The 20,280-nt window shown below is 71.4% G+C and carries 18 protein-coding genes and 1 pseudogene; 9 read left to right on the top strand and 10 right to left on the bottom strand.

Annotated features, from left to right (window positions below; all coding sequences use genetic code 11):
* Nucleotides 1-123: 123 nt before the first annotated feature.
* On the bottom strand, nucleotides 124-870 hold the full coding sequence (locus N8I84_RS26040; protein ID WP_200419165.1) for a ferritin-like fold-containing protein: 747 nt from the start codon (nucleotides 868-870) through the stop codon (nucleotides 124-126).
* Nucleotides 871-1,356: 486 nt separating this feature from the next.
* Between N8I84_RS26040 and N8I84_RS26035 the strand changes: the two are divergent.
* Both N8I84_RS26035 and N8I84_RS26030 read left to right on the top strand, forming a co-directional pair.
* Nucleotides 1,357-3,911: pseudogene (locus N8I84_RS26035) on the top strand (DEAD/DEAH box helicase).
* A 98-nt stretch (nucleotides 3,912-4,009) separates the two neighbouring features.
* Nucleotides 4,010-4,879, top strand: coding sequence for an alpha/beta fold hydrolase (locus tag N8I84_RS26030; protein ID WP_263231908.1), 870 nt, complete (start codon nucleotides 4,010-4,012; stop codon nucleotides 4,877-4,879).
* A gap of 18 nt (nucleotides 4,880-4,897) precedes the next feature.
* Here N8I84_RS26030 and N8I84_RS26025 read toward each other — a convergent pair whose 3' ends face one another.
* On the bottom strand, nucleotides 4,898-5,794 hold the full coding sequence (locus tag N8I84_RS26025; protein ID WP_263231906.1) for an NYN domain-containing protein: 897 nt from the start codon (nucleotides 5,792-5,794) through the stop codon (nucleotides 4,898-4,900).
* Nucleotides 5,795-6,042: 248 nt separating this feature from the next.
* On the opposite strand from N8I84_RS26025, the gene N8I84_RS26020 reads away from it, so the two are divergent.
* Nucleotides 6,043-6,195 (top strand): hypothetical protein, encoded by a 153-nt coding sequence (locus N8I84_RS26020; RefSeq protein WP_200419162.1) that lies wholly within the window; start codon nucleotides 6,043-6,045, stop codon nucleotides 6,193-6,195.
* A 117-nt stretch (nucleotides 6,196-6,312) separates the two neighbouring features.
* Here N8I84_RS26020 and N8I84_RS26015 read toward each other — a convergent pair whose 3' ends face one another.
* From N8I84_RS26015 to N8I84_RS26005, 3 genes are all read right to left on the bottom strand, one after another.
* A complete protein-coding gene (locus tag N8I84_RS26015; protein WP_263231904.1) occupies nucleotides 6,313-6,918 on the bottom strand; it encodes a MarC family protein in 606 nt (201 codons plus the stop codon).
* A 168-nt stretch (nucleotides 6,919-7,086) separates the two neighbouring features.
* Complete coding sequence (locus N8I84_RS26010) at nucleotides 7,087-7,953, bottom strand: PHP domain-containing protein (protein ID WP_263231902.1); 867 nt, start codon at nucleotides 7,951-7,953, stop codon at nucleotides 7,087-7,089.
* A 127-nt stretch (nucleotides 7,954-8,080) separates the two neighbouring features.
* Nucleotides 8,081-8,722, bottom strand: a complete 642-nt coding sequence (locus tag N8I84_RS26005) for a DUF6758 family protein (RefSeq protein ID WP_263231900.1) — start codon at nucleotides 8,720-8,722, stop codon at nucleotides 8,081-8,083.
* Nucleotides 8,723-8,895: 173 nt separating this feature from the next.
* On the opposite strand from N8I84_RS26005, the gene N8I84_RS26000 reads away from it, so the two are divergent.
* Complete coding sequence (locus N8I84_RS26000; protein ID WP_263231899.1) at nucleotides 8,896-10,200, top strand: MFS transporter; 1,305 nt, start codon at nucleotides 8,896-8,898, stop codon at nucleotides 10,198-10,200.
* A 42-nt stretch (nucleotides 10,201-10,242) separates the two neighbouring features.
* Here N8I84_RS26000 and N8I84_RS25995 read toward each other — a convergent pair whose 3' ends face one another.
* Nucleotides 10,243-10,827 carry a suppressor of fused domain protein gene (locus N8I84_RS25995; protein WP_263231897.1) on the bottom strand — a complete coding sequence of 195 codons (585 nt, stop codon included), beginning with the start codon at nucleotides 10,825-10,827 and terminating at the stop codon, nucleotides 10,243-10,245.
* A 542-nt stretch (nucleotides 10,828-11,369) separates the two neighbouring features.
* On the opposite strand from N8I84_RS25995, the gene N8I84_RS25990 reads away from it, so the two are divergent.
* Complete coding sequence (locus N8I84_RS25990; RefSeq protein ID WP_263231896.1) at nucleotides 11,370-12,485, top strand: magnesium and cobalt transport protein CorA; 1,116 nt, start codon at nucleotides 11,370-11,372, stop codon at nucleotides 12,483-12,485.
* A gap of 22 nt (nucleotides 12,486-12,507) precedes the next feature.
* Nucleotides 12,508-13,020: a hypothetical protein gene (locus N8I84_RS25985; RefSeq protein ID WP_263231894.1), complete on the top strand. Its 513-nt coding sequence runs from the start codon at nucleotides 12,508-12,510 to the stop codon at nucleotides 13,018-13,020.
* Between the two features lie 67 nt (nucleotides 13,021-13,087).
* Here N8I84_RS25985 and N8I84_RS25980 read toward each other — a convergent pair whose 3' ends face one another.
* Nucleotides 13,088-13,843 (bottom strand): hypothetical protein, encoded by a 756-nt coding sequence (locus N8I84_RS25980; RefSeq protein WP_263231893.1) that lies wholly within the window; start codon nucleotides 13,841-13,843, stop codon nucleotides 13,088-13,090.
* 174 nt (nucleotides 13,844-14,017) lie between these two features.
* Between N8I84_RS25980 and N8I84_RS25975 the strand changes: the two genes are divergently transcribed.
* From N8I84_RS25975 to N8I84_RS25965, 3 genes are read left to right on the top strand one after another with little or no spacing between them, the layout of a single operon-like run.
* Nucleotides 14,018-15,298, top strand: a complete 1,281-nt coding sequence (locus tag N8I84_RS25975) for a magnesium transporter MgtE N-terminal domain-containing protein (RefSeq protein WP_263231892.1) — start codon at nucleotides 14,018-14,020, stop codon at nucleotides 15,296-15,298.
* Nucleotides 15,288-15,863, top strand: coding sequence for a DUF1003 domain-containing protein (locus N8I84_RS25970; RefSeq protein ID WP_263231890.1), 576 nt, complete (start codon nucleotides 15,288-15,290; stop codon nucleotides 15,861-15,863). The genes N8I84_RS25975 and N8I84_RS25970 overlap by 11 nt, the downstream gene beginning before the upstream one ends.
* A gap of 42 nt (nucleotides 15,864-15,905) precedes the next feature.
* On the top strand, nucleotides 15,906-17,039 hold the full coding sequence (locus N8I84_RS25965) for an Mrp/NBP35 family ATP-binding protein (protein WP_200419151.1): 1,134 nt from the start codon (nucleotides 15,906-15,908) through the stop codon (nucleotides 17,037-17,039).
* Between the two features lie 92 nt (nucleotides 17,040-17,131).
* Here the strand turns inward: N8I84_RS25965 and N8I84_RS25960 are convergent, their stop codons facing one another.
* The 3 genes from N8I84_RS25960 to N8I84_RS25950 all read right to left on the bottom strand — a co-directional run bounded on the left by N8I84_RS25960 (nucleotide 17,132) and on the right by N8I84_RS25950 (nucleotide 20,279).
* A complete protein-coding gene (locus tag N8I84_RS25960) occupies nucleotides 17,132-17,791 on the bottom strand; it encodes a hypothetical protein (protein ID WP_263231888.1) in 660 nt (219 codons plus the stop codon).
* Between the two features lie 243 nt (nucleotides 17,792-18,034).
* Complete coding sequence (locus N8I84_RS25955; RefSeq protein ID WP_263231886.1) at nucleotides 18,035-18,481, bottom strand: sec-independent translocase; 447 nt, start codon at nucleotides 18,479-18,481, stop codon at nucleotides 18,035-18,037.
* A 199-nt stretch (nucleotides 18,482-18,680) separates the two neighbouring features.
* On the bottom strand, nucleotides 18,681-20,279 hold the full coding sequence (locus N8I84_RS25950; protein WP_263231884.1) for a S1C family serine protease: 1,599 nt from the start codon (nucleotides 20,277-20,279) through the stop codon (nucleotides 18,681-18,683).
* Between the last annotated feature and the right edge of the window lies 1 nt (nucleotide 20,280).

The raw sequence follows: 20,280 nt of genomic DNA, 5'->3' as shown, positions 1-20,280 counted from the left end.
GGCACCGGTGGTGAGGGGCGCGTGACCCGCGCCGTACGGCCGACCGTCGCCGAAGCGTGCGGCGACAGCCGGACACACTGCAAGGTCGGCCCGGGGGACCCCGGTGGTCGGCGGTAGGCGGCTTCAGGCAGCCAGCCCCAGCGCCGCCATCCGCTTCGTGTGGGCCTCCGTGATCCGGGAGAACATCCTGCCGACCTCCGCGAGATCGAAGCCGTCCGCCACACCGCCCACCAGCATGGTGGACAGCGCGTCCCGGTCGGCCACCACCCGCTGGGACTGCGACAGCGCCTCGCCCATCAGCCGCCGTGCCCACAGGGCGAGCCGGCCGCCCACGCGCGGCTCGGCGTCGATCGCGGCGCGCACCTTCTCCACCGCGAAGTCGGCGTGCCCGGTGTCGTCGAGGACGGCCAGGACGAGCTCGCGCGTGTCGGTGTCGAGGCGGGCCGCGACCTCCCGGTAGAAGTCACTGGCGATCGAGTCGCCCACATAGGCTTTGACGAGCCCCTCCAGCCAGTCGGAGGGCGCCGTCTGCCTGTGGAAGCTGTCGTACGCCGCCACGAACGGCTCCATCGCCTCCGTGGGCTCGGCCCCGATCTCCTTCAGCCGGTCCCGGATCCGCTCGAAGTGGTGGAACTCGGCGGACGCCATCTTCGCCAGTTCCGCCTTGTCCGTCAGCGTGGGCGCGAGCTTCGCGTCCTCCGCCAGCCGTTCGAACGCCGCCAGCTCCCCGTACGCGAGCGCTCCCAGCAGGTCCACGATCGCGGCACGGTACTGCGGGTCGGCGGAGGCGGTCGCCCAGTCCTGGGCGGCCACTCCGGTGGGTCCGGCGGGGGCCTCGGGGCTGTCGGGAGCGTTGTCAGGCGTCGTCATGAAGCGCACAATAGCCCGCTCACCGCCGCCCGGAAGTCCCTGGTCAATCAGTGTGATGACGGCTACGTGACCGAATCGGCCACCGCGAGTGCGCGATTCCGGGGTATGGTGGTAATGCGCCTGCTGAGTGCGTACGTCTATGGAGACGACGTATCTCGACGGGCCGCATGTATGAGGATGCCCGGTCGGTGGCCCGATCGGCTCCGACCCGACAGCCCTCCTCGGGCGTACGGCACCTGGCGTACGCGTTCGGAGGGACCCTCAGCGGTACGAGCGCTGGAGCGTCGGCGTGGTCCCGTGCCACAGGCCCGTCCCCCAAGCAGGCCGACGTCATCCGGCACGGTCACGACCCCCGCGCTCGCCTCGCGCCGCCCACACAGAAGAGGCAGCACCCTGACTACGACTTTTCGAGAACTCGGAATCCTTCCCGAGACAGCCGAGGCCCTGGAAGCCGTCGGCATCATCAATCCCTTCCCCATCCAGGAGATGACGCTCCCCGTAGCCCTCTCCGGCACCGACGTCATCGGTCAGGCCAAGACCGGTACCGGTAAGACGCTGGGCTTCGGACTCCCGCTCCTCGAGCGTGTCACCGTCCCCGCCGACGTGGAGGCCGGCCGCGCGAAGCCCGAGGCGCTCACCGACGCGCCGCAGGCGCTCGTCGTGGTCCCCACGCGCGAGCTGTGCACCCAGGTCACGAACGACCTGCTGACCGCGGGCAAGGTGCGGAACGTACGGGTCACCGCGATCTACGGCGGCCGGGCCTACGAGCCCCAGGTGGAGGCCCTGAAGAAGGGCGTCGACGTGGTCGTCGGCACCCCCGGCCGGCTCCTCGACCTCGCCGGTCAGAAGAAGCTGAACCTGAAGCACGTCAAGTGCCTGGTGCTCGACGAGGCCGACGAGATGCTCGACCTCGGCTTCCTGCCCGACGTCGAGAAGATCATCGACATGCTGCCGCCCAAGCGGCAGACCATGCTGTTCTCGGCCACCATGCCGGGCGCGGTCATCGGCCTGGCGCGCCGCTACATGTCCCGGCCCACGCACATCCGCGCCACCGCGCCGGACGACGAGGGCGTGACGGTCGCGAACATCAAGCAGTTCGTCTACCGCGCACACTCCATGGACAAGCCGGAGATGGTCGCCCGCATTCTGCAGGCAGAGGGCCGCGGACTGGCGATGATCTTCTGCCGTACCAAGCGCACGGCCGCCGACATCGCCGAGCAGCTTCAGCGCCGTGGCTTCGCCTCGGGCGCGGTCCACGGCGACCTCGGCCAGGGCGCCCGCGAGCAGGCCCTGCGCGCCTTCCGGAACGGCAAGGTGGACGTGCTCGTCTGCACCGACGTCGCCGCGCGCGGCATCGACGTCGAGGGCGTGACCCACGTCATCAACTACCAGTCCCCCGAGGACGAGAAGACGTATCTGCACCGGGTCGGCCGTACGGGCCGCGCGGGCGCCAAGGGTACGGCGATCACGTTCGTCGACTGGGACGACATCCCGCGCTGGCAGCTGATCAACAAGGCGCTGGAGCTGGACTTCAACGACCCGGTGGAGACGTATTCGAGCTCCCCGCACCTGTTCTCCGACCTCGGCATCCCCGAGGGCACCAAGGGCGTCCTGCCGCGCTCGGAGCGAACCCGCGCCGGGCTCGAGGCGGAGGAGCTCGAGGACCTCGGCGAGACGGGCGCCCGGGGCTCGCGCGGCCGCCGCTCCTCGGACGCGTCCGCACAGGGCGAGCGTCCGTCGCGTACGCCGCGCCGTCGGCGCCGTACGCGGAGCGGTACGCCGCTGGACTCGTCGGCCCCCACGGACACGGCCGCGACGGACACGGCCGCGACGGACACCGCCGAGTCGGCGGAACGCCGTACCCCCGCCGACGCCGCCGTATGCGCGGCGGTGCGCCGGTGGAGGCGACAACGGCACCGGTGACGCCGGTGACCGCGGAGTCTGCCGCGCCGGAGGCCACGAAGGCGGCGGAGACGGCCGTGGAGACGGTCGAGGCCACGGAGACGAAGCCGCGCCGTCGCCGCACCCGCAAGACGGCCGAGCCCGTCCCGGTCGCGCCCGAGGCCACCGCCGCGACGGAAGCGACCCCGGCAGCCGCCGAGACCGCTGTGGACACCGCGGAGGCCGCAGAGGCCAAGCCCCGCCGCCGCACCCGCAAGGCCGCCGAGGCGGCTCCGGTTGCCGACGCCGCGAGCGAGGCGACCGAGGTCAAGCCGCGTCGGCGTACGCGCAAGGCCGCCGAGACGGTCGAGGTCGAGGCCACGACGGCCGTGGACACCGCCGAAGCCACGGAGGCCAAGCCCCGCCGCCGCACCCGCAAGGCCGCCGAGGCGGCTCCGGTTGCCGACGCCGCGAGCGAGGCGACCGAGGTCAAGCCGCGTCGGCGTACGCGCAAGGCCGCCGAGACGGTCCCGGCCGCCGAGACGGTCGAGGTCGAGGCCACGACGGCCGTGGACACCGCCGAAGCCACGGAGGCCAAGCCCCGCCGCCGCACCCGCAAGACCGCGGAAGCCGCACCGGTTGCCGACACCGCGACCGAGGCGACCGAGGCCAAGCCGCGTCGGCGTACGCGCAAGGCCGCCGAGACGGTCCCGGCCGCCGAGACGGTCGAGGGCGAGGCGGCACAGGGCGAGGCTCCGGCCAAGCCGCGGCGTACCCGCAAGGCGGCGGAGGCCGTGCCCACGGAGGACACCGAGGCCAAGCCGCGGCGTACCCGTAGGGCCGCCGAGGCGGCTGTGGACACCGTGGAAGCCGTCGAGGCCAAGCCGCGCCGCCGCACCCGTAAGGCCGCCGAGGCCGCCCCGGAGGCTGCCGTGGACGGTGCGGAGGTCGCCGCCGAGGCCACGCCCCGGCGCCGCACCCGCAAGGCCGTCGAGGCCGCGATTCCCGCGCAGGCCGCCGACGAGCCCGAGGTCAAGCCCCGGCGCCGTACGCGCAAGGCGGTCGCGGCAGAGGCCGAGATCCCGGCGCAGGCGGACGACGTCGCGGAGGCCAAGCCGCGACGCCGCACGCGCAAGGTCGCGGAGCCCGTGGAGGGCTGACACCCGCGGTAGGCCACGGCACTGTTCATCGATGGCCCGCACCTGTCACACACAGGGGCGGGCCATCGGTGTTCTCTCCGCCCGGTACCCTCACCCCCATGAGCCGTCCCCCCAGCTTCACCCCGCCCCCCGGCGTCCGTGCGCGCCGGCTCGCCACCGAGCGGGGGGAGTTCGCCGTGCTCGAGGCCGACGCGGTGACGGCGCGGGGGAAGGGGACCGCCCTGCTGCTTCCCGGTTTCACCGGCAGCAAGGAGGACTTCCTCCTCCTCCAGCCGCTTCTCGCGGCGGCCGGATACCGGACCGTCGCCGTCGACGGGCGAGGACAGTACGAGTCCCCCGGGCCGAAGGACGACGAGGCACCGTACGCGCAGGCCGAGCTGGCACGGGACGTGATCGCGCAGGCGCACGCCGTCGGCGCGCCGGTGCATCTGCTCGGGCACTCCCTCGGCGGCCAGATCGCGCGGGCCGCCGTCCTCCTCGACCCCTCCGCGTTCGTCTCGCTCACCCTGATGGCCTCGGGTCCCGCCCAGATCTCCCTCCCCCAGCAGCAGCGCGTCAAGCTGCTGCACGACGCCCTCGCCGTCCTGGACATGGCGGGGGTCTGGGACGCCATCCAGGCCTTCGAACCGCCGGAGGACATCGACGCCGGAGACCTCGACGAGGGGCTCTCCGACGGGGAGGACCTGCGCCGCCGCTGGCTGAGCAACAGCCCCGCCCAGCTCCTCGCCACGGGCCGGCAGCTGTGCGAGGAACCCGACCGCGTGGCCGAACTGGCCGCCGTCGGCCTGCCCGTGCACGTCCTGTCCGGCGACCGCGACGACACCTGGCCCGTCCCGCTGCTGGACGACATGGCGGACCGCCTCGGCGCTCACCGCACCGTCGTCCCGCACGCGGAGCACTCCCCCAACACCGACCAGCCGGAGGGGACGGCCCACGCCCTCGCCGCCTTCTGGGACCGGCTCGTCTGAGACCTCGGGGCTCCCCGTCTAGTACTGCGCCTGCAGGTGCTCCCAGAAGCCGTCCCGCAGGGCGCGGCGCAGGTCCGCCTGGCCGCGCAGCGAGTACTGCAGCAGACCCTCCGCCTCCACCAGCAGATCCTGGTCGATGGAGCCGGGCAGGTACGGGTGGCCGGGCAACAGGTCCGCCAGCGAGTCCCGGCCGCGCTCGGCGAGCCACTTGGCGGCGATCTGCGCGCCCACGAACCGGACGTCGTCGCGAGTGGGGCGGGCCGTGGAGGAGGGCTCGTAGGTCGCGGCCGTGCGGCGGCTCACATACGGCTTGAAGAAGTCGAGTTCGAGGGTGCGCTGGCTGTCGACCTCCCACAGCAGCGGTTCCGCCTGGTTGCGGCCCTCCGGCGCCTCGATGCCCCACAGGTGCACCCGGGCCCCGTACCCCTGGGCGGCCTCCACCGCCGACACCAGGTCCTCGTCGCCGCCGATGAGCGCCGCGTCGCTGATGGCGCGGTGCCGGGCGAGTGATTCGAGGTCGGTCCGGATCAGGGAGTCGACGCCCTTCTGCTGGTTGTTGGCGTTGAGGTTGCCGAGCCGTACCTTCACATCCGGGAGTTCGGCGATGGACTGCTGTTCGGCGGTGTGGATGCGGCGTCTCGCGCCGTCGTACCAGTACACGCGCAGCAACCGGCTGTCCGCGAAGACCTGGCGCGCCTTGTCGATGAGGGCGTCGATCAGCCCCTCGGCGTCGAGGTCGAAGGCCCGGCGGTCCTCGGTGCCGGCGATGAGCCGTCCGGCCGCGGCGTACAGGTAGCCGGCGTCGACGAAGATCGCATGAGTCGAGGGCGTCTTCGCCACCTCGGCGAGCATGCGCTGGAGCAGCTCGTTCGTTCGGTCGATGCGGGCGCCGAGCGCCGCCAGGTCGTCGTTCATATGCCTCCATTCTCCCGGCGGTGACGCTACGAACACAACCGATCCCAATCAGTGCACCATGAACCAAAACCGGCCGTCGACTCAGTCGATTACCGGTCAGTAATTAGAGACTCGAAAAATTTCCTTAGCGTAGGGAATGTTTGTAACAAGCACCCCGTTGACTACTCACAGGAGAGGGGCACAGACGCTCCGCGCTCCGCTCGCCAGTAGTTCTCCGCAGGAGGATGACCAGACGAAGGGAGAAGCCCATGCGCTTCGAAATCATGCGACTCGACGATGTCGACGGTACCCCCGTGGACACCACCGTCGTGGACGCCGCCTCCGTCAACCAGATCGTTCAGCAGGCCGCGGCCATCGGGCAGCGGCTGTGGATCCGCCCGGCCGAGACGACCGCGTCGTAACGGCACAGACGACACGCGCTGCGTATACGACCTGCGTATACACGTAGACGACTTCGGAGCCCCGTACGGCATCGTGCCGTACGGGGCTCCGCGCGTTCCGGGCCCGGTCCCGGGCCCTCAGCTTCCGTGGACGACCCGGGTGACCCCGTTGATGATCTGCTGCACGGCGATCGCGGAGAGCATCATGCCCGCGAGCCGGGTCACGAGGACCACTCCGCCGTCCTTGATGACGCGGATGATCAGCAGTGAGTAGCGCATGACCAGCCACAGCACGACGTGGATCGCGAGGATCGCCGTCCACACCGACACCTGGGTGCCCACGCTGTCCGCCTTCTGCACCGCGAGGATCACCGAGACGATCGCCCCCGGCCCGGCCAGCAGCGGCATGCCGAGCGGCACCAGGGCCACGTTGACGTCCTTGGTCTGCTTCGGCTCGTCCGTCTTGCCGGTCAGCAGGTCGAGGGCGATCAGCAGGAGCAGCAGCCCGCCCGCGATCATCAATGCGGGCACGGAGACATGCAGGTAGTTCAGGATCTGGTGGCCGAGCACACCGAACACGGCGATGACGCCGCCGGCCACACAGACGGCCTGGAAGGCCATGCGCTTCTGCACCTTGGCGGGGCGGCCGGCGGTGAGCGCGAGGAAGATCGGGGTGATCCCGGGGGGATCCATGATCACGAACAGGGTCAGGAAGAGGGAACCGAAAACGGCGACGTCGAACATGGGTGCCTTGCGATGAGGTACGGACGAGCAACGAGCATGGGGCTGCGGGCGTCCCGCGACCGCCGGGTGCCGTCGCCGCGCGCTAAGGCGTGCGACGGCTGGACACGGCGGCGGGCGCCGGGTGCCTGGAAAAGAGGGAAGGAGGGAAGGAGGGGAGCTGCGGCAGGATCAGGCGTTGCGGGGTCCGCCGGTGCCCGGGACGGGGAACGCCCCGGTGGCCCGCCGGATGATCTCCCCGTACACCTCCGGGTCGGTGGTGTACTCGCCGAGCACGCACGTCTTGCGGCTGCCGTGGTAGTCGGAGGAGCCGGTGACCAGCAGGTCCAGCTCGGCGGCGAGGCCGCGCAGCCGGGCCCGGGTCGCCGGGTCGTGGTCCATGTGGTCGACCTCGATGCCGTCGAGCCCGGCGGCGGCGAGGTCCGCGATGGCGGACTCCGGCACGGTCCGTCCGCGCTTGGAGGCGGCCGGGTGCGCGAAGACGGTCACTCCGCCCGCGGCCTTGACCAGCCGGATCGCCTCGAAGGGGTCGGTCTCGTGCTTCTGCACGTACGCGCGCCCGCCGTCGGCCAGCCACTCGGGCGTGAACGCGTCCGAGACGCTGCCGACGACGCCGAGTTCCACCAGGGCGGAGGCGATGTGCGGCCGTCCGACCGAGCCGTCACCGGCGATGCGGGACACCTGCTCCCAGGTGACCGGCACGCCCAGCTCCCGCAGCTTGGCGATCATGGCGTGGGCGCGCGGCACGCGGTCGTCCCGCACCAGCTCGCGCTCGGCGAGCAGGTCGGGCTCGTCGGGGTCGAAGAGGTAGGCCAGCATGTGCATGCTGATGCCGTCGTACCGGCAGGAGAGTTCGGCGCCCGTGAGGAGGGTCAGCCCCGCGGGCAGCGCCTCGATCGCCTCCGCGTGGCCGCGGGTGGTGTCGTGGTCGGTGAGCGCGACGACGTCCAGTCCGGCGGCAGCGGCGTTCCGCACCAGCTCGGCCGGGGTGTCCGTACCGTCGGAGGCGGTGGAGTGGGTGTGCAGGTCGATGCGCACGACACGTACTCCAGGCGGTGACGGGACGGAAGGGGACGCTCAAGGATAACGGCAGTTCCGGGGCCCCTGTCACACCCGCACGTCGGCTGCGCCCCCTACGGCGTCCCGCACCCTCCGGTGGCTCGTGTCACGGCTCGAGCAGGCGCGGCGACAACGCCCCGATCGGCAGGAGATCGACCTCCGCCCCCGCGTCCCGCAGGTCCGTCAGGACCATCTCGTCGTACATCAGCAGGCCCGACTGTTCCGGCCAGACGACCGCCCACAGCCACAGGCCGCGCGCCTCGCCCGCGAACACCGCGCGGTCGCCGGGGACGCCCGAGACATGCCACAGCGGCGTGGGGCGGCCGACGGCGAGCACCTTGGCCTGAGGCGGTTTCTCCACGTTCATGTACGGCCCCGGGTCCGGCCCGTCGATGCCCGCGTACCGCGCACCGAGCCCGACCCCCAGTTCCTCCGCGACCAGGATCAGCTCGCCCATGCCGCCGAGCGGCCCGGGACCCGAACAGGCCACGGCCGTGGCGCGGCCTCCACTGCGGTCGTCACCCGCGTAGGCAACACCCGTGAAGAGCCAGCCGACCGGCAGCGGCCACGGCATCCACACCGGCACCCGGGCGCGGTGCACCACGACGCTGAGGGCCTCGACGCTGGGCGGGATCACGGGCTGCAGCGGATGCACGGTGCCGTGCACATCGCACTGCCAGGAGTCGGCAAAGAGTCCGGGAGCCCTGACCCGGCCACCGCACTTCGGGCAACTGGGTTCGCCCCTCATAGGCCCCCACGGTCCTCCCCGTCCCGCGTCGCGTCAAGGACGATCACCCGTCCGGCGTGTACCCCCCACGCCCGCTTCACCTGCGCCAACTAGATGACACTTGCACTAATTAGAACTCCTAACTTAATATATGTATAAGCCAACTATCCGGACCACGACTCTGCGAGGAGAGCATGAAGAGCACCACAGGAGGAGAACCCGCCACAGCAGCCGACGTGGACCCGTTCGACGCGGGAGCCGGCAGCATCCTGCGGCAGCCGAAGGCCGTGTGGGCGACCGCCGGAGCGTCCGTCGTCGCGTTCATGGGCATCGGACTCGTCGACCCGATCCTGCCGTCCATCGCCAAGGGCCTACAGGCGACACCCGGCCAGGTCTCCCTGCTGTTCACCTCGTACTTCCTGATCACCGCGATGGCGATGCTGGTCACCGGCTTCGTCTCCAGCCGCATCGGCGGCCGCAGGACCCTGCTGCTCGGCCTCGCCTTCGTCGTGGTCTTCGCGGGCCTCGCGGGCACCTCGGGCTCGGTCGCCCAGCTCGTCGGCTTCCGGGCCGGCTGGGGCCTCGGGAACGCGCTCTTCGTCTCCACGGCCCTCGCCGTGATCGTCGGCGCGGCGGCCGGAGGCAGCGCCGCGGCCATCCTGCTGTACGAGTCCGCACTCGGCCTCGGCATGGCCTGCGGCCCGCTGCTGGGCGCGCTGCTCGGGAACATCAGCTGGCGCTACCCGTTCTTCGGTACGGCCACGCTGATGGCGATCGGCTTCCTGTGCATCACGGCGTTCCTGAAGGAGCAGCCGAAACCCGTGCGGAAGACCTCACTCCTGGACCCGATCAAGGCGCTCGGCCACGGCGGCCTCGCCTCCGCGGCGGTCTCGGCGTTCTTCTACAACTACACGTTCTTCACCGTGCTGGCCTTCACGCCCTTCGTGCTGAACATGACGCCCTACAAATCGGGTGCCGTGTTCTTCGCCTGGGGTGTGCTGCTCGCCGTCTTCTCGGTGATCGTGGCGCCGCGCATGCAGGAGCGCTTCGGCTCGCTGAAGGTGCTCGGCGGTTCGCTGGTGCTGCTCGCGGCGGACGTGGCCGTGCTCGGCTACGGCGACCACACCACCGCGATCGTCTGCACGATCCTGTCCGGCGCGTTCATCGGCGTGAACAACACGGTCTACACGGAGCTCGCTCTCGGCATCTCCGATGCGCCGCGCCCGGTGGCGAGCGCCGGCTACAACTTCGTGCGCTGGTTCGCGGCGGCCGCCGCGCCCTATTTCGCGCCGAAGATCGAGGAGTGGAGCGACATCCACATGCCGTTCGTGGCGGGGGCGCTCACGGCGCTTCTCGGGGCGGTCGTGGTCCTCGTGCGGCGCAGGGCGCTGACCATCCCCCAAGCTCTCGACTCCGCTCGAGCAGGGGGGACCCCCATGGCCGAGGAGCTGGAGACGCGGCACGCGATCGAGGAGGGTGTCACGGTCTTCGCCAAGTGACCGTTCCCGGGCGGGCGTTGGTGAGCTTGCTCACCCCCTGCCTCAGTCCAGCGGGACGGACCTGCGGGAGGGATCCCTCAGGTCCGTCCCGTTCGTCAGCCAGCGTTCCTGAAGGGCCTGCGCGCCGTGCACCCGCTTCCAGGCGGCCTCGTTCGGCGTCATCGGCAGCAGCGGCAGGAACCGTACGGGATCCAGCGGCTCGTCGAGTTCCAGGTCCTCGACCAGGCCACCGGGCTCGGCCACCAGGACGGAGGTGAACGGGGCGCCGGGCCACAGCGGTTCACCCACCTCCAGCGAGGCGCCGGGGGCCACGACCACGCCCTCGACCTGCGGGGAGGCGGCGAGCACGGCGAGCGGGCGGAGCACCTTGTCGGTGTCGGCGAGGCCGCCGCGCACGGAGAGGACCAGCTCGGCGCGGGGTCCCTTCACGGGGTCGGCGAGCACCGCGGTGGGGTCCGCCATGGGCTGTGCGGACATGCCGAGGGTGGCGTAGCGGACGATGTCGCCCTCGTGGAAGCGGAGCACCTCGATACGGTCCGTGCCGAGGAAGGTGACCGCCGCGCGGGCGTCCGGTTCGCCCAGCGCGGTGCGCAACCGGGCCTCGACCAGAGGAAGAACATCAACCATGCGGCGAGCATAGAACTCGTCAGCACCGGGCAAAGCGACGCCTTGACACTTCTGTCGGCTGATACTCTTGGCCGGTGGTTTCGGGCAGCACGCAGTAGGGGTACCTCCCAAGTCCTCAACGCACTGGGGAAGTCCTGTCAGGCCCGGCACCCATGAGACTCCCCTAAGGGGGCACCCTCTAATCAGGGTATGGATCGTCCCTCACCAGGGACCGGCCGGAGGAGGTGGGGCTGTCATGGATCGAAGTCGACCGTGCAGTACCACCCGCTCTTCCCGCCGCTGACGCAGCTGTTCTGACTCCCGTCGGCTGTCACCTCTCGCGTCTCGCGTTCGCGTCGCCACGGAAGAGCACTTCGTTTCGCTTTGCCTGATCTGTCTGATCTCAGTCAGTAGCTGAATCAGCAGCGAAGCCCGCCACCGTGACGGTGCGGTGCTCCCCGCTTTGTGGACGTGCCAAACCTCCGCAGCCAGGACGTCCCCATTCCGGGTAGTTCCACCCGTTTTCCGTGGCCTTTCGCTGCTCGTTGCGAAGGAGCCCTGCCATGTCGATGATCCGTGACCTGCGCGCCGTGGTCCGCCCGTCCCGCACCTCCCCGCGGCAGGACAACGGCGCGTACGACACCACGCGTGACCCCGCGACCCCGTCCGCCGTCGTCGACTGCGCCGTCTACCGTGACGGTGTCCGCGTCCACACGCAAGCGCCGCTCTCCCCGCACGAGGCGATGCGGCTGGTGCGGCGCGACGGAGGGTTCGTGTGGATCGGGCTGCACGAGCCGACCGAGGCCGAATTCGCCGGTATCGCCCGCGAGTTCGGGCTGCACCCGCTGGCCGTCGAGGACGCGGTGCAGGCGCACCAGCGGCCCAAGCTGGAGCGGTACGACGACTCGCTCTTCACCGTCTTCAAGACCGTCCACTACGTCGACCACGACCAGCTGACCGCCAACAGCGAGGTCGTCGAGACCGGCGAGGTCATGTGCTTCACCGGGCGGGACTTCTTCATCACGGTCCGGCACGGCGGGAAGGGCTCGCTCAGGACGCTGCGGCACCGGCTTCAGGACGAGCCCGAACTGCTCTCCAAGGGCCCCTCCGCGGTGCTGCACGCGATCGCCGACCACGTCGTCGACGGGTACATCGCGGTGGCGGACGCGCTGCAGGACGACATCGACGAGGTGGAGACCGAGGTGTTCTCGCCGGGCCGCAAGGGCACGCCGCGAGGCACGGACGCCGGCCGGATCTACCAACTCAAGCGCGAGGTGCTGGAGTTCAAGCGGGCGGTGGCGCCGCTGCTGCGCCCGATGCTGCTGCTGAGCGAGCGGCCGATGCGGTTGATCGATCCGGACATCCAGAAGTACTTCCGCGACGTCGCCGACCACCTCGCCCGTGTCAACGAGCAGGTGCTGGGCTTCGACGAACTGCTGAACTCGATCCTCCAGGCCAACCTGGCGCAGGCGTCCGTCGCCCAGAACGAGGACATGCGGAAGATCACCGCGTGGGCGGCGATCATCGCCGTGCCGACGATGGTGTGCGGGGTGTACGGCATGAACTTCACGTACATGCCCGAGCTGCACTGGAAGTACGGCTACCCGGCGATCATGGGCATCACGGTGGGCATCTGCGTGGGCATCCACCGCATGCTGAAGCGGAACGGATGGCTGTGACGGGCCCGGCTAGGCTGGGCGCATGACAAGCGAGCTGCTCGAGAGGGCCCTGGTCGAGGAGGCCACGAAGAAGTCCGGGCTGATCTGGGTCCAGGGCACGGCGTCGGCCGCGGCCGCGCGTGCGTTGTGGCACGTGTGGTACGAGGGCGCGGCGTGCGTGGTGGGCGACGGACCCGGTGAGCAGCCGCTGCCCGGCCTGGTCGACGGCGGGGACGCGGTCGTGACGGTGCGCAGCAAGGACAAGGGCGGCCGGATCGTCACCTGGCCCGCGCGGGTGGTGGAGTTGGCGCCGGGGTCCCCCGAGTGGGAGGGCGCGGTCGCGGAGCTGAAGGGCAAGCGGCTGAACGCGTCCGACGGGGAGGAGATGCCGGAGCGGTGGCGCCGGGAGTGCCGGGTGCTCCGCCTTGAGCCGCGGGGCACGACGGTGCCGCTGCCGTCCGACTCCCAGGCCGCGCGACCGGTCCCGACCTCGGCCACGACCCGCCGGCCCATCCCGGCGGCGCTGCCGCGACTGCTGCGGCGCAAGCGGACGTAGCTGCGGGGGCTGCCCGCAGCTACGGCGGCTGTCCGCAGCGGTAGCCGGTGCCGCAGCAGCCGCGGCACTAGGAGGACGGCAGTTGCTTCCCGTAGTCCACCGTCTCCCCCTTCGGCGGTTCCGTCAGCGTGAAGTCCTTGCCCCATTCCGACAAGCGGAGCGTCCCCGCGTTGCCGGCGCGGACCAGGAGCAGGGGGTACGGGCTTCCCTCCAGGGAGACGTCCAGGCTGCCGCCGGCGCCCTTGTCGCCGGTGATGCGGATCGTGCGGACGCCGTTCTGCTCGTGGTGGCCGTCCGTCGCCAGCGCGCCGTGCAGCGTGAGGAGCCCGTCCAGCAGGACGTCCTTGTCGGTGAAGCCGCTGAAGCGCTGGTAGGCCGGGTCCCCCGTCGGCACCTTCACGTACTTCCCGTCCAGCTTGCCCGCCGCGGCCGCCGAGCCCCCGCCGTCCCCCGAGCCGTCCTGCTGGTTCCAGAACGCCGCGTCGGCCTTCAGGAACAGGTGCTTGCCCACCCGCAGCAGCCGGAACGTGGCGTTCTTCGAGGTGACCGACCCGCTGCCGCCCTCCCCCTTCAGCCGCATGTCCAGTGTGTAGGTGCCGCCGTTGCTGACGACGGTGCCGGACAGATGGACCGACGACGCCGACTCGGCCGCCGTACGCGTCCGGCTCTGGATCTTGTCGGCGGGCAGTTTGCCGACCCCGTTGGTCCCGGCGTCCGGGTCACCACCGCCGCACCCCGCGAGACCCGCCCCCGTCACGACCAGCGCGCACATCGCGCGCACCAGCGCGGCCCTGCGGGTACGGCCCTGGGGAATGACGGTCACAGGCGGGGCCACCTCTCGTGCGGGAGTCCTCATCGGCGTACCGCAGGGTACCGGTGCTCGGGAGGCCTTCCGGAGCCGGTCCATCCGCACCCCCCGCCAGGGCGCGGCGCACCGGGACGGGCTAGCCTGAAGCCCACGCGAGCGGACAAAACAGCAGGAAAAGGAGGCGCGGGCATGGCCGCGAGCGCCCCTCGGATCTTCGTCTCACACCTGGCCGGAGTCGCCGTCTTCGACCCCACCGGCGACCAGGTGGGGCGCGTGCGCGACCTGGTCGTCATGTTGCGGGTGGGCCGGCGCCCCCCGCGGCTGCTGGGCCTGGTCGTCGAACTCGTCACCCGCCGCCGTATCTTCCTTCCCATGACCCGGGTGACCGGCATCGAGTCGGGCCAGGTCATCACCACCGGCGTGCTCAACGTGCGACGCTTCGAGCAGCGGCCCACCGAGCGCCTCGTCTTCGGGGAGCTGCTCGACCGGCACGTCACCCTCGTCGAGACGGGCGAGGAGGTCACCGTCCTCGACCTGTCCGTGCAGCAGCTGCCGGCCCGCCGCGACTGGGAGATCGACCGGGTCTTCGTACGCAAGGGGAAGAGCGGCACGTTCCGGCGCAGCAAGGGCGAGACGCTGACGGTGGAGTGGTCGGCGGTCACCGGGTTCTCCCTGGAGGAGCACGGGCAGGGCGCCGAGAGCCTGCTGGCCACCTTCGAACAGCTCAGGCCCGCCGATCTCGCCAACGTCCTGCACCACCTGTCCCCCAAGCGCCGCGCAGAGGTCGCCGCCGCCCTCGACGACGACCGGCTCGCCGATGTGCTCGAAGAGCTCCCCGAGGACGACCAGATCGAGATCCTCGGCAAGCTGAAGGAGGAGCGCGCTGCGGACGTCCTGGAGGCGATGGACCCGGACGACGCCGCCGACCTGCTCGCCGAGCTGCCGGAGGAGGAGAAGGAGCGGCTGCTGAGCTTGATGCAGCCCGCCGACGCCGCCGACATGCGCCGTCTGATGGCGTACGAGGAGAAGACCGCGGGCGGCCTGATGACCACCGAGCCGATCGTGCTGCGGCCCGACGCCACCGTCGCCGACGCGCTCGCCCGGGTCCGCAACCCCGACCTGTCCCCCGCGCTCGCCGCGCAGGTGTACGTCTGCCGTCCGCCGGACGAGACGCCCACCGGCAAGTACCTGGGGACCGTGCACTTCCAGCGGCTGCTGCGGGACCCGCCGTACACGCTGGTCAGCTCGCTCGTCGACGACGACCTGCAGTCGCTCGCCCCGGACGCGCCGCTGCCCGTGGTGGCCGGGTTCTTCGCGGCCTACGACATGGTCGCGGCGCCCGTCGTCGACGAGTCCGGCTCGCTCCTCGGCGCGGTGACCGTGGACGACGTACTGGACCACATGCTCCCCGACGACTGGCGCGAGACGGAGTTCCACCTGGACGAGGAGGGGGTCAGCGATGGCGCCTGACCGCGAGAAGCTCCCCTCCGGCGCGACCGCCGCCACCCGGCGCCTCCGGCTCGACCAGCCGCAGCCACGGCGCGTCCGCCTGGTGCCGGAGTGGGACCCGGAGGCCTTCGGGCGCCTGTCGGAGCGCATCGCGCGCTTCCTGGGCACCGGGCGGTTCATCGTCTGGATGACCGCCGTCATCATCGTGTGGCTGGGCTGGAACATCACCGCCCCGGCTCACCTGCGCTGGGACCCGTACCCGTTCATCTTCCTGACGCTGGTGCTGTCGCTGCAGGCCTCCTATGCCGCCCCGCTGATCCTGCTCGCGCAGAACCGCCAGGACGACCGCGACCGGGTGAACCTGGAGCAGGACCGCAAGCAGAACGAGCGGTCGATCGCGGACACCGAGTACCTGACCCGCGAGATCGCCGCGCTGCGCTCGGGCCTCGGCGAGGTCGCCACCCGCGACTGGATACGCTCCGAACTCCAGGACCTGATGAAGGAGCTGGAGGACCGGCGGCGTTCCGACGGGCATGTCGTATTCCCGGCGGAACGGGCGCACGGACGTGACGTAGACGACCGCTGACGGGCTTACCCCGGCCACCGGGGCGCGCCGTACCATCTCCTTATGGCTACGGAAGACGCGGTGCGCGAAGCGCTGGCGACGGTGAACGACCCCGAGATCCATCGACCCATCACCGAGCTGGGGATGGTCAAATCGGTGGAGATCGGTGCGGACGGAGCGGTCGCGGTCACCGTGTACCTGACGGTCTCCGGCTGCCCGATGCGCGACACGATCACGCAGCGCGTGACCGAGGCCGTCTCGCGCGTCGAGGGCGTCACCCGCGTCGACGTCACGCTCGACGTGATGAGCGACGAGCAGCGCCGCGAGCTGGCGACCGCGCTGCGCGGCGGCCAGGCCGAGCGCGAGGTCCCCTTCGCCAAGCCGGGCTCGCTCACCCGGGTGTACGCCGTGGCCTCCGGCAAGGGCGGCGTCGGCAAGTCCTCGGTGACGGTGAACCTGGCGGCGGCGATGGCCGCCGACGGCCTGAAGGTCGGTGTCGTGGACGCCGACATCTACGGCCACAGCGTGCCGCGCATGCTGGGCGCGGACGGCCGCCCCACCCAGGTCGAGAACATGATCATGCCGCCGTCCGCGAACGGCGTGAAGGTCATCTCGATCGGCATGTTCACCCCGGGCAACGCCCCGGTCGTCTGGCGCGGCCCGATGCTGCACCGCGCGCTCCAGCAGTTCCTCGCGGACGTGTACTGGGGCGACCTGGACGTGCTGCTGCTCGACCTGCCGCCCGGCACCGGCGACATCGCCATCTCCGTGGCCCAGCTGATCCCGAACGCCGAGATCCTGGTCGTGACGACCCCGCAGCAGGCGGCCGCCGAGGTGGCCGAGCGGGCGGGCTCGATCGCCGTGCAGACGCACCAGAAGATCGTGGGCGTGGTCGAGAACATGTCCGGCCTGCCGTGCCCGCACTGCGGCGAGATGGTCGACGTCTTCGGCACGGGCGGCGGCCAGCTGGTCGCCGACGGCCTCACCCGCACGACGGGTGCGACGGTCCCGGTCCTCGGCAACATCCCCATCGACGTCCGCCTGCGCGAGGGCGGCGACGAGGGCAAGCCGGTGGTCCTCACGGACCCGGACTCCCCCGCGGGCTCGGCCCTGCGTGCGATCGCGGGCAAGCTCGGGGGACGGCAGCGGGGCCTGGCGGGGATGTCGCTGGGGATCACGCCGAGGAACAAGTTCTAGTACCGGGGCTCATACGACGAGGGGGCGCCGTCGCGGTGTGACGGCGCCCCCTCGTCATACACCCGGCCGAGCGCCGCAGCGTCGTGCATCCGCTAAGGGGCGTAAGCGGTGATGTCCTTGATCACGGCAAAGCCCAGACCGTACGCGCTCATGCCCCTGCCGTACGCCCCGAGATGCACCCCGGCCTCCGTCGCCCCCGCGAGCACCCAGCCGAACTCGGACTCGCGGTAGTGGAACTGCGTCGGCACCCCGTCCACCGGCAGGGACAGCGTCGACCACGCGGGCCCGGTCAGGTCGTCCGCGAGGACCCAGGCCGTCTCCGTCTGCTGGTCCAGCCAGTCGTCACGCAGGGTGTGGTCCATCTGGCCCGGCCAGGTGAACGTCAGCAGCCCCACGCCCGCCAGCCACGCCGCGGACGAGACCGATGTGGCCTCCAGCACGCCGGTGCCGTCCGGGCTGCGCCGTACGGGGTTCTCGGCGACGGTGACCACGACGGCGAACTTCTCCTTGTCCTCCGTGGCCTCGTTGCGCACGGACGGCTCGTCCCCGTGCCCGATGGACCCGTGTTCCACGGTCCCGTCGGCCGCGGTGCCCACCTGCATCAGCCAGCGCGGCCCCGTGAACGCCTCGTCGAGGCCGTACCACGGGAAGGGTGCCCGGAGATAGCCGTCGACCGTGCGGCGGGCGGAGGGGAGCTGTGGTCCGCCCTCCGCGGCCGACGCCTGCGCGTCCACCCGACTCGTCGTCTCCATCTGCCCGGACGCCTCCTCGCTCTCGTCGGACCCGAGCGGCCCGCCCCCCACGGGCGTCCTCGCTCCCAAACGGTCCGCACAACAACTGGGCAGCATAGCCACAGCGCTCCGAACAGCAGGGAAACGCCCGGCGCGTACCACCCTCGCGCGGCGCAATACGGCCGTACGCACGCCGACGGGCGTATGGCGTGCGTCACGTCAGGCCGGCCCGGTGAGCCCCGGGCCGGGCGTGGCGCGCAGGGCTCAGGTGGCGTCCGCGTCGAAGGGCGGGCGCTCGTCGGGGTCGGTGCTCGTGGGCTTCTTCGTCATGTCGACGGTGCCGCCGGTGGGGCCGGAGGACGCCGGAGAGGACGTGGACGACTCGGACTCCCGGCTGTGGACCGCGTCCGTGACCTCGGCCATCTCCTTCTTCAGGTCGAAGCCGTTGCGGATCTCCTTCAGCCCCAGGTCGTCGTTCTCCAGCTGCTTGCGGATGAACGTCTTGGGGTTGAGGTCCTCGAACTCGAAGTCCTTGAACTCCGGACCCAGTTCGTTGCGGATGTCCTGCTTGGCGCTCTCCGAGAACTCGCGGATCTTGCGGATCGTGCGCGCGACGTCCTGGATCATCTTGGGGAGCTTGTCCGGACCGAAGACGAGCACGGCGATGACCACGATCGTGACCAGCTCGAGCGGTCCTATGTCATTGAACACCTGAAGCTCCTTGCGATGTCCTCGGTCCTCGGCCCTCGGTGGTCTGTGCGGGTCTTCCGTGGTCCGGGCCGGGTCCACGGTACCCGGCGTTCCTGCCGTACCGGTACTGTCCCGGCACACCGGCCGCGTGTGCACGGCGGGTTTTCCGGGTTGTTTGCCTTGTCGGGCGGGTTTCGTCCCGCGATTGCAGGGTTTCGCGTCAGCTGCCGTCCGCCGAGCCGAGGACGAGCGTGATCCTCCGTTCGGCCCCGCCGCGGACCACGGTCAGCTCCAGGCGGTCGCCTGGGCGGTGGGCGCGGGTCCTGATGATCAGCTCCTCCCCCGAGTGGACGCGCACACCGTCGACCTCCGTGATGACGTCGCCGGGCTTGATGCCCGCCTTGTCGCCGGCACCGCCCCGGGTGACGGCGGGGCCTTTGCCGGTGCCCTTGGCGCCGACCCGGGCGCCGTCTCCCGTGTAGTTCATGTCGAGCGTGACACCGATCACCGGGTGGGTGGCCTTACCGGTGTTGATCAGCTCCTCGGCGACGCGCTTGGCCTGGTTGACGGGGATGGCGAAGCCGAGCCCGATGGAACCGGCCTGGCCGCTCTGGTCGGATCCGCTGCCGGCCGACCGGATGGCGGAGTTGATGCCGACGACACGGCCCTTGCCGTCGAGGAGGGGGCCGCCGGAGTTGCCGGGGTTGATCGGGGCGTCGGTCTGCAGGGCGTCGACGTAGGACACGTCGCTGCCGTCGCCCTTCTCGCCGCCGGCGGTGATGGGCCGTTCCTTGGCGCTGATGATGCCGGAGGTGACGGTGCCGGCGAGGTCGAAGGGCGCGCCGATGGCGACGACGGGGTCACCGACCTCGACGTTGTCGGAGTTGCCCAGGGGCAGGGGGGTGAGGCCGCGGACGCCGGTGACCTTGACGACCGCGAGGTCGTAGCCGGTGTCACGGCCGACGACGGTGGCCTTGGCGCTCTGGCCGCCGTTGAACGTCACCGTTATCTCGCCGCCGGCTGCCGCGGGTTGGACGACGTGGTTGTTGGTGAGGATGTGTCCGCGTCCGTCGAGGACGAAGCCGGTGCCGGTGCCCTCCTCGGAAGCGCCCTTGACGTGCAGGGTGACGACGCTGGGCAGCGCCCGTGCGGCGATCCCGGCGACGCTGTCCGGGGCGCGCCCCGCGGGCTCCTTCCCGGCCTGCGGCAGCCGCACCTCCCCGATGCCGCCGTCCCGCTCCCACGCGGCTCCGACGACTCCGCCGACCCCTCCCGACACGAGCGCGATCAGCGCGCCGGCGGCGACGAGCGCCTTGCGGCCGCGCGCCCGCCGCTGCTCCGTGCCGGGCAGCGCCGCGCCGTTCTGCTGGAAGGGGACCCGGGGCGCCCACGGGTCGTAGTTCTGCCAGGGGGAAGGGGACGAGGGGGCGCCGCTCGGGTCGGTGGAGCCGCCAGGCATCGGTGCGGTGGGCGGCACCGGCATCGCGGTCGCGCCGGGCACGGGCGCGCCCGGAGGCGTGGGCGTGCTCTGCGGGGCGGCCCCGTGCGGGGACGTCACCGCCGGGTGCTGGACCGGTGGGGCGGGCGCCCAGGGGCCCGGCCCGCCGTAGGGCGGGGTGTTGTAGGGGTCGGGATCGTGAAGGGCCTTGGCGCGACCGTCGAGGGCGTCGGGCTCGTCGCCGCCCTGCCGAGGGCCGATGTGCCCGGCAGCCTCTCCCTGCGCCGTTCCCACGGTGGCCGGGCGCTCCAGCTCGAAATCGCCGTCCCCGTCAGCCGCCGCGCGCTTCGCGAGGACGTCGGCCCCGCCCCCCGTTCCCACG

The sequence above is a fragment of the Streptomyces cynarae genome, assembly GCF_025642135.1.
Classification (GTDB): domain Bacteria; phylum Actinomycetota; class Actinomycetes; order Streptomycetales; family Streptomycetaceae; genus Streptomyces; species Streptomyces cynarae.
This window is presented reverse-complemented; position numbering and strand designations above follow the sequence as displayed.

Coding starts and splice junctions, on each gene's coding strand:
- N8I84_RS26040 (WP_200419165.1), bottom strand. CDS start 870: ATGACGACGCCTGACAACGCTCCCGACAGCCCCGAGGCCCCCGCCGGA.
- N8I84_RS26030 (WP_263231908.1), top strand. CDS start 4,010: ATGAGCCGTCCCCCCAGCTTCACCCCGCCCCCCGGCGTCCGTGCGCGC.
- N8I84_RS26025 (WP_263231906.1), bottom strand. CDS start 5,794: ATGAACGACGACCTGGCGGCGCTCGGCGCCCGCATCGACCGAACGAAC.
- N8I84_RS26020 (WP_200419162.1), top strand. CDS start 6,043: ATGCGCTTCGAAATCATGCGACTCGACGATGTCGACGGTACCCCCGTG.
- N8I84_RS26015 (WP_263231904.1), bottom strand. CDS start 6,918: ATGTTCGACGTCGCCGTTTTCGGTTCCCTCTTCCTGACCCTGTTCGTG.
- N8I84_RS26005 (WP_263231900.1), bottom strand. CDS start 8,722: ATGAGGGGCGAACCCAGTTGCCCGAAGTGCGGTGGCCGGGTCAGGGCT.
- N8I84_RS26000 (WP_263231899.1), top strand. CDS start 8,896: ATGAAGAGCACCACAGGAGGAGAACCCGCCACAGCAGCCGACGTGGAC.
- N8I84_RS25995 (WP_263231897.1), bottom strand. CDS start 10,827: ATGGTTGATGTTCTTCCTCTGGTCGAGGCCCGGTTGCGCACCGCGCTG.
- N8I84_RS25990 (WP_263231896.1), top strand. CDS start 11,370: ATGTCGATGATCCGTGACCTGCGCGCCGTGGTCCGCCCGTCCCGCACC.
- N8I84_RS25985 (WP_263231894.1), top strand. CDS start 12,508: ATGACAAGCGAGCTGCTCGAGAGGGCCCTGGTCGAGGAGGCCACGAAG.
- N8I84_RS25975 (WP_263231892.1), top strand. CDS start 14,018: ATGGCCGCGAGCGCCCCTCGGATCTTCGTCTCACACCTGGCCGGAGTC.
- N8I84_RS25970 (WP_263231890.1), top strand. CDS start 15,288: ATGGCGCCTGACCGCGAGAAGCTCCCCTCCGGCGCGACCGCCGCCACC.
- N8I84_RS25965 (WP_200419151.1), top strand. CDS start 15,906: ATGGCTACGGAAGACGCGGTGCGCGAAGCGCTGGCGACGGTGAACGAC.
- N8I84_RS25960 (WP_263231888.1), bottom strand. CDS start 17,791: ATGGAGACGACGAGTCGGGTGGACGCGCAGGCGTCGGCCGCGGAGGGC.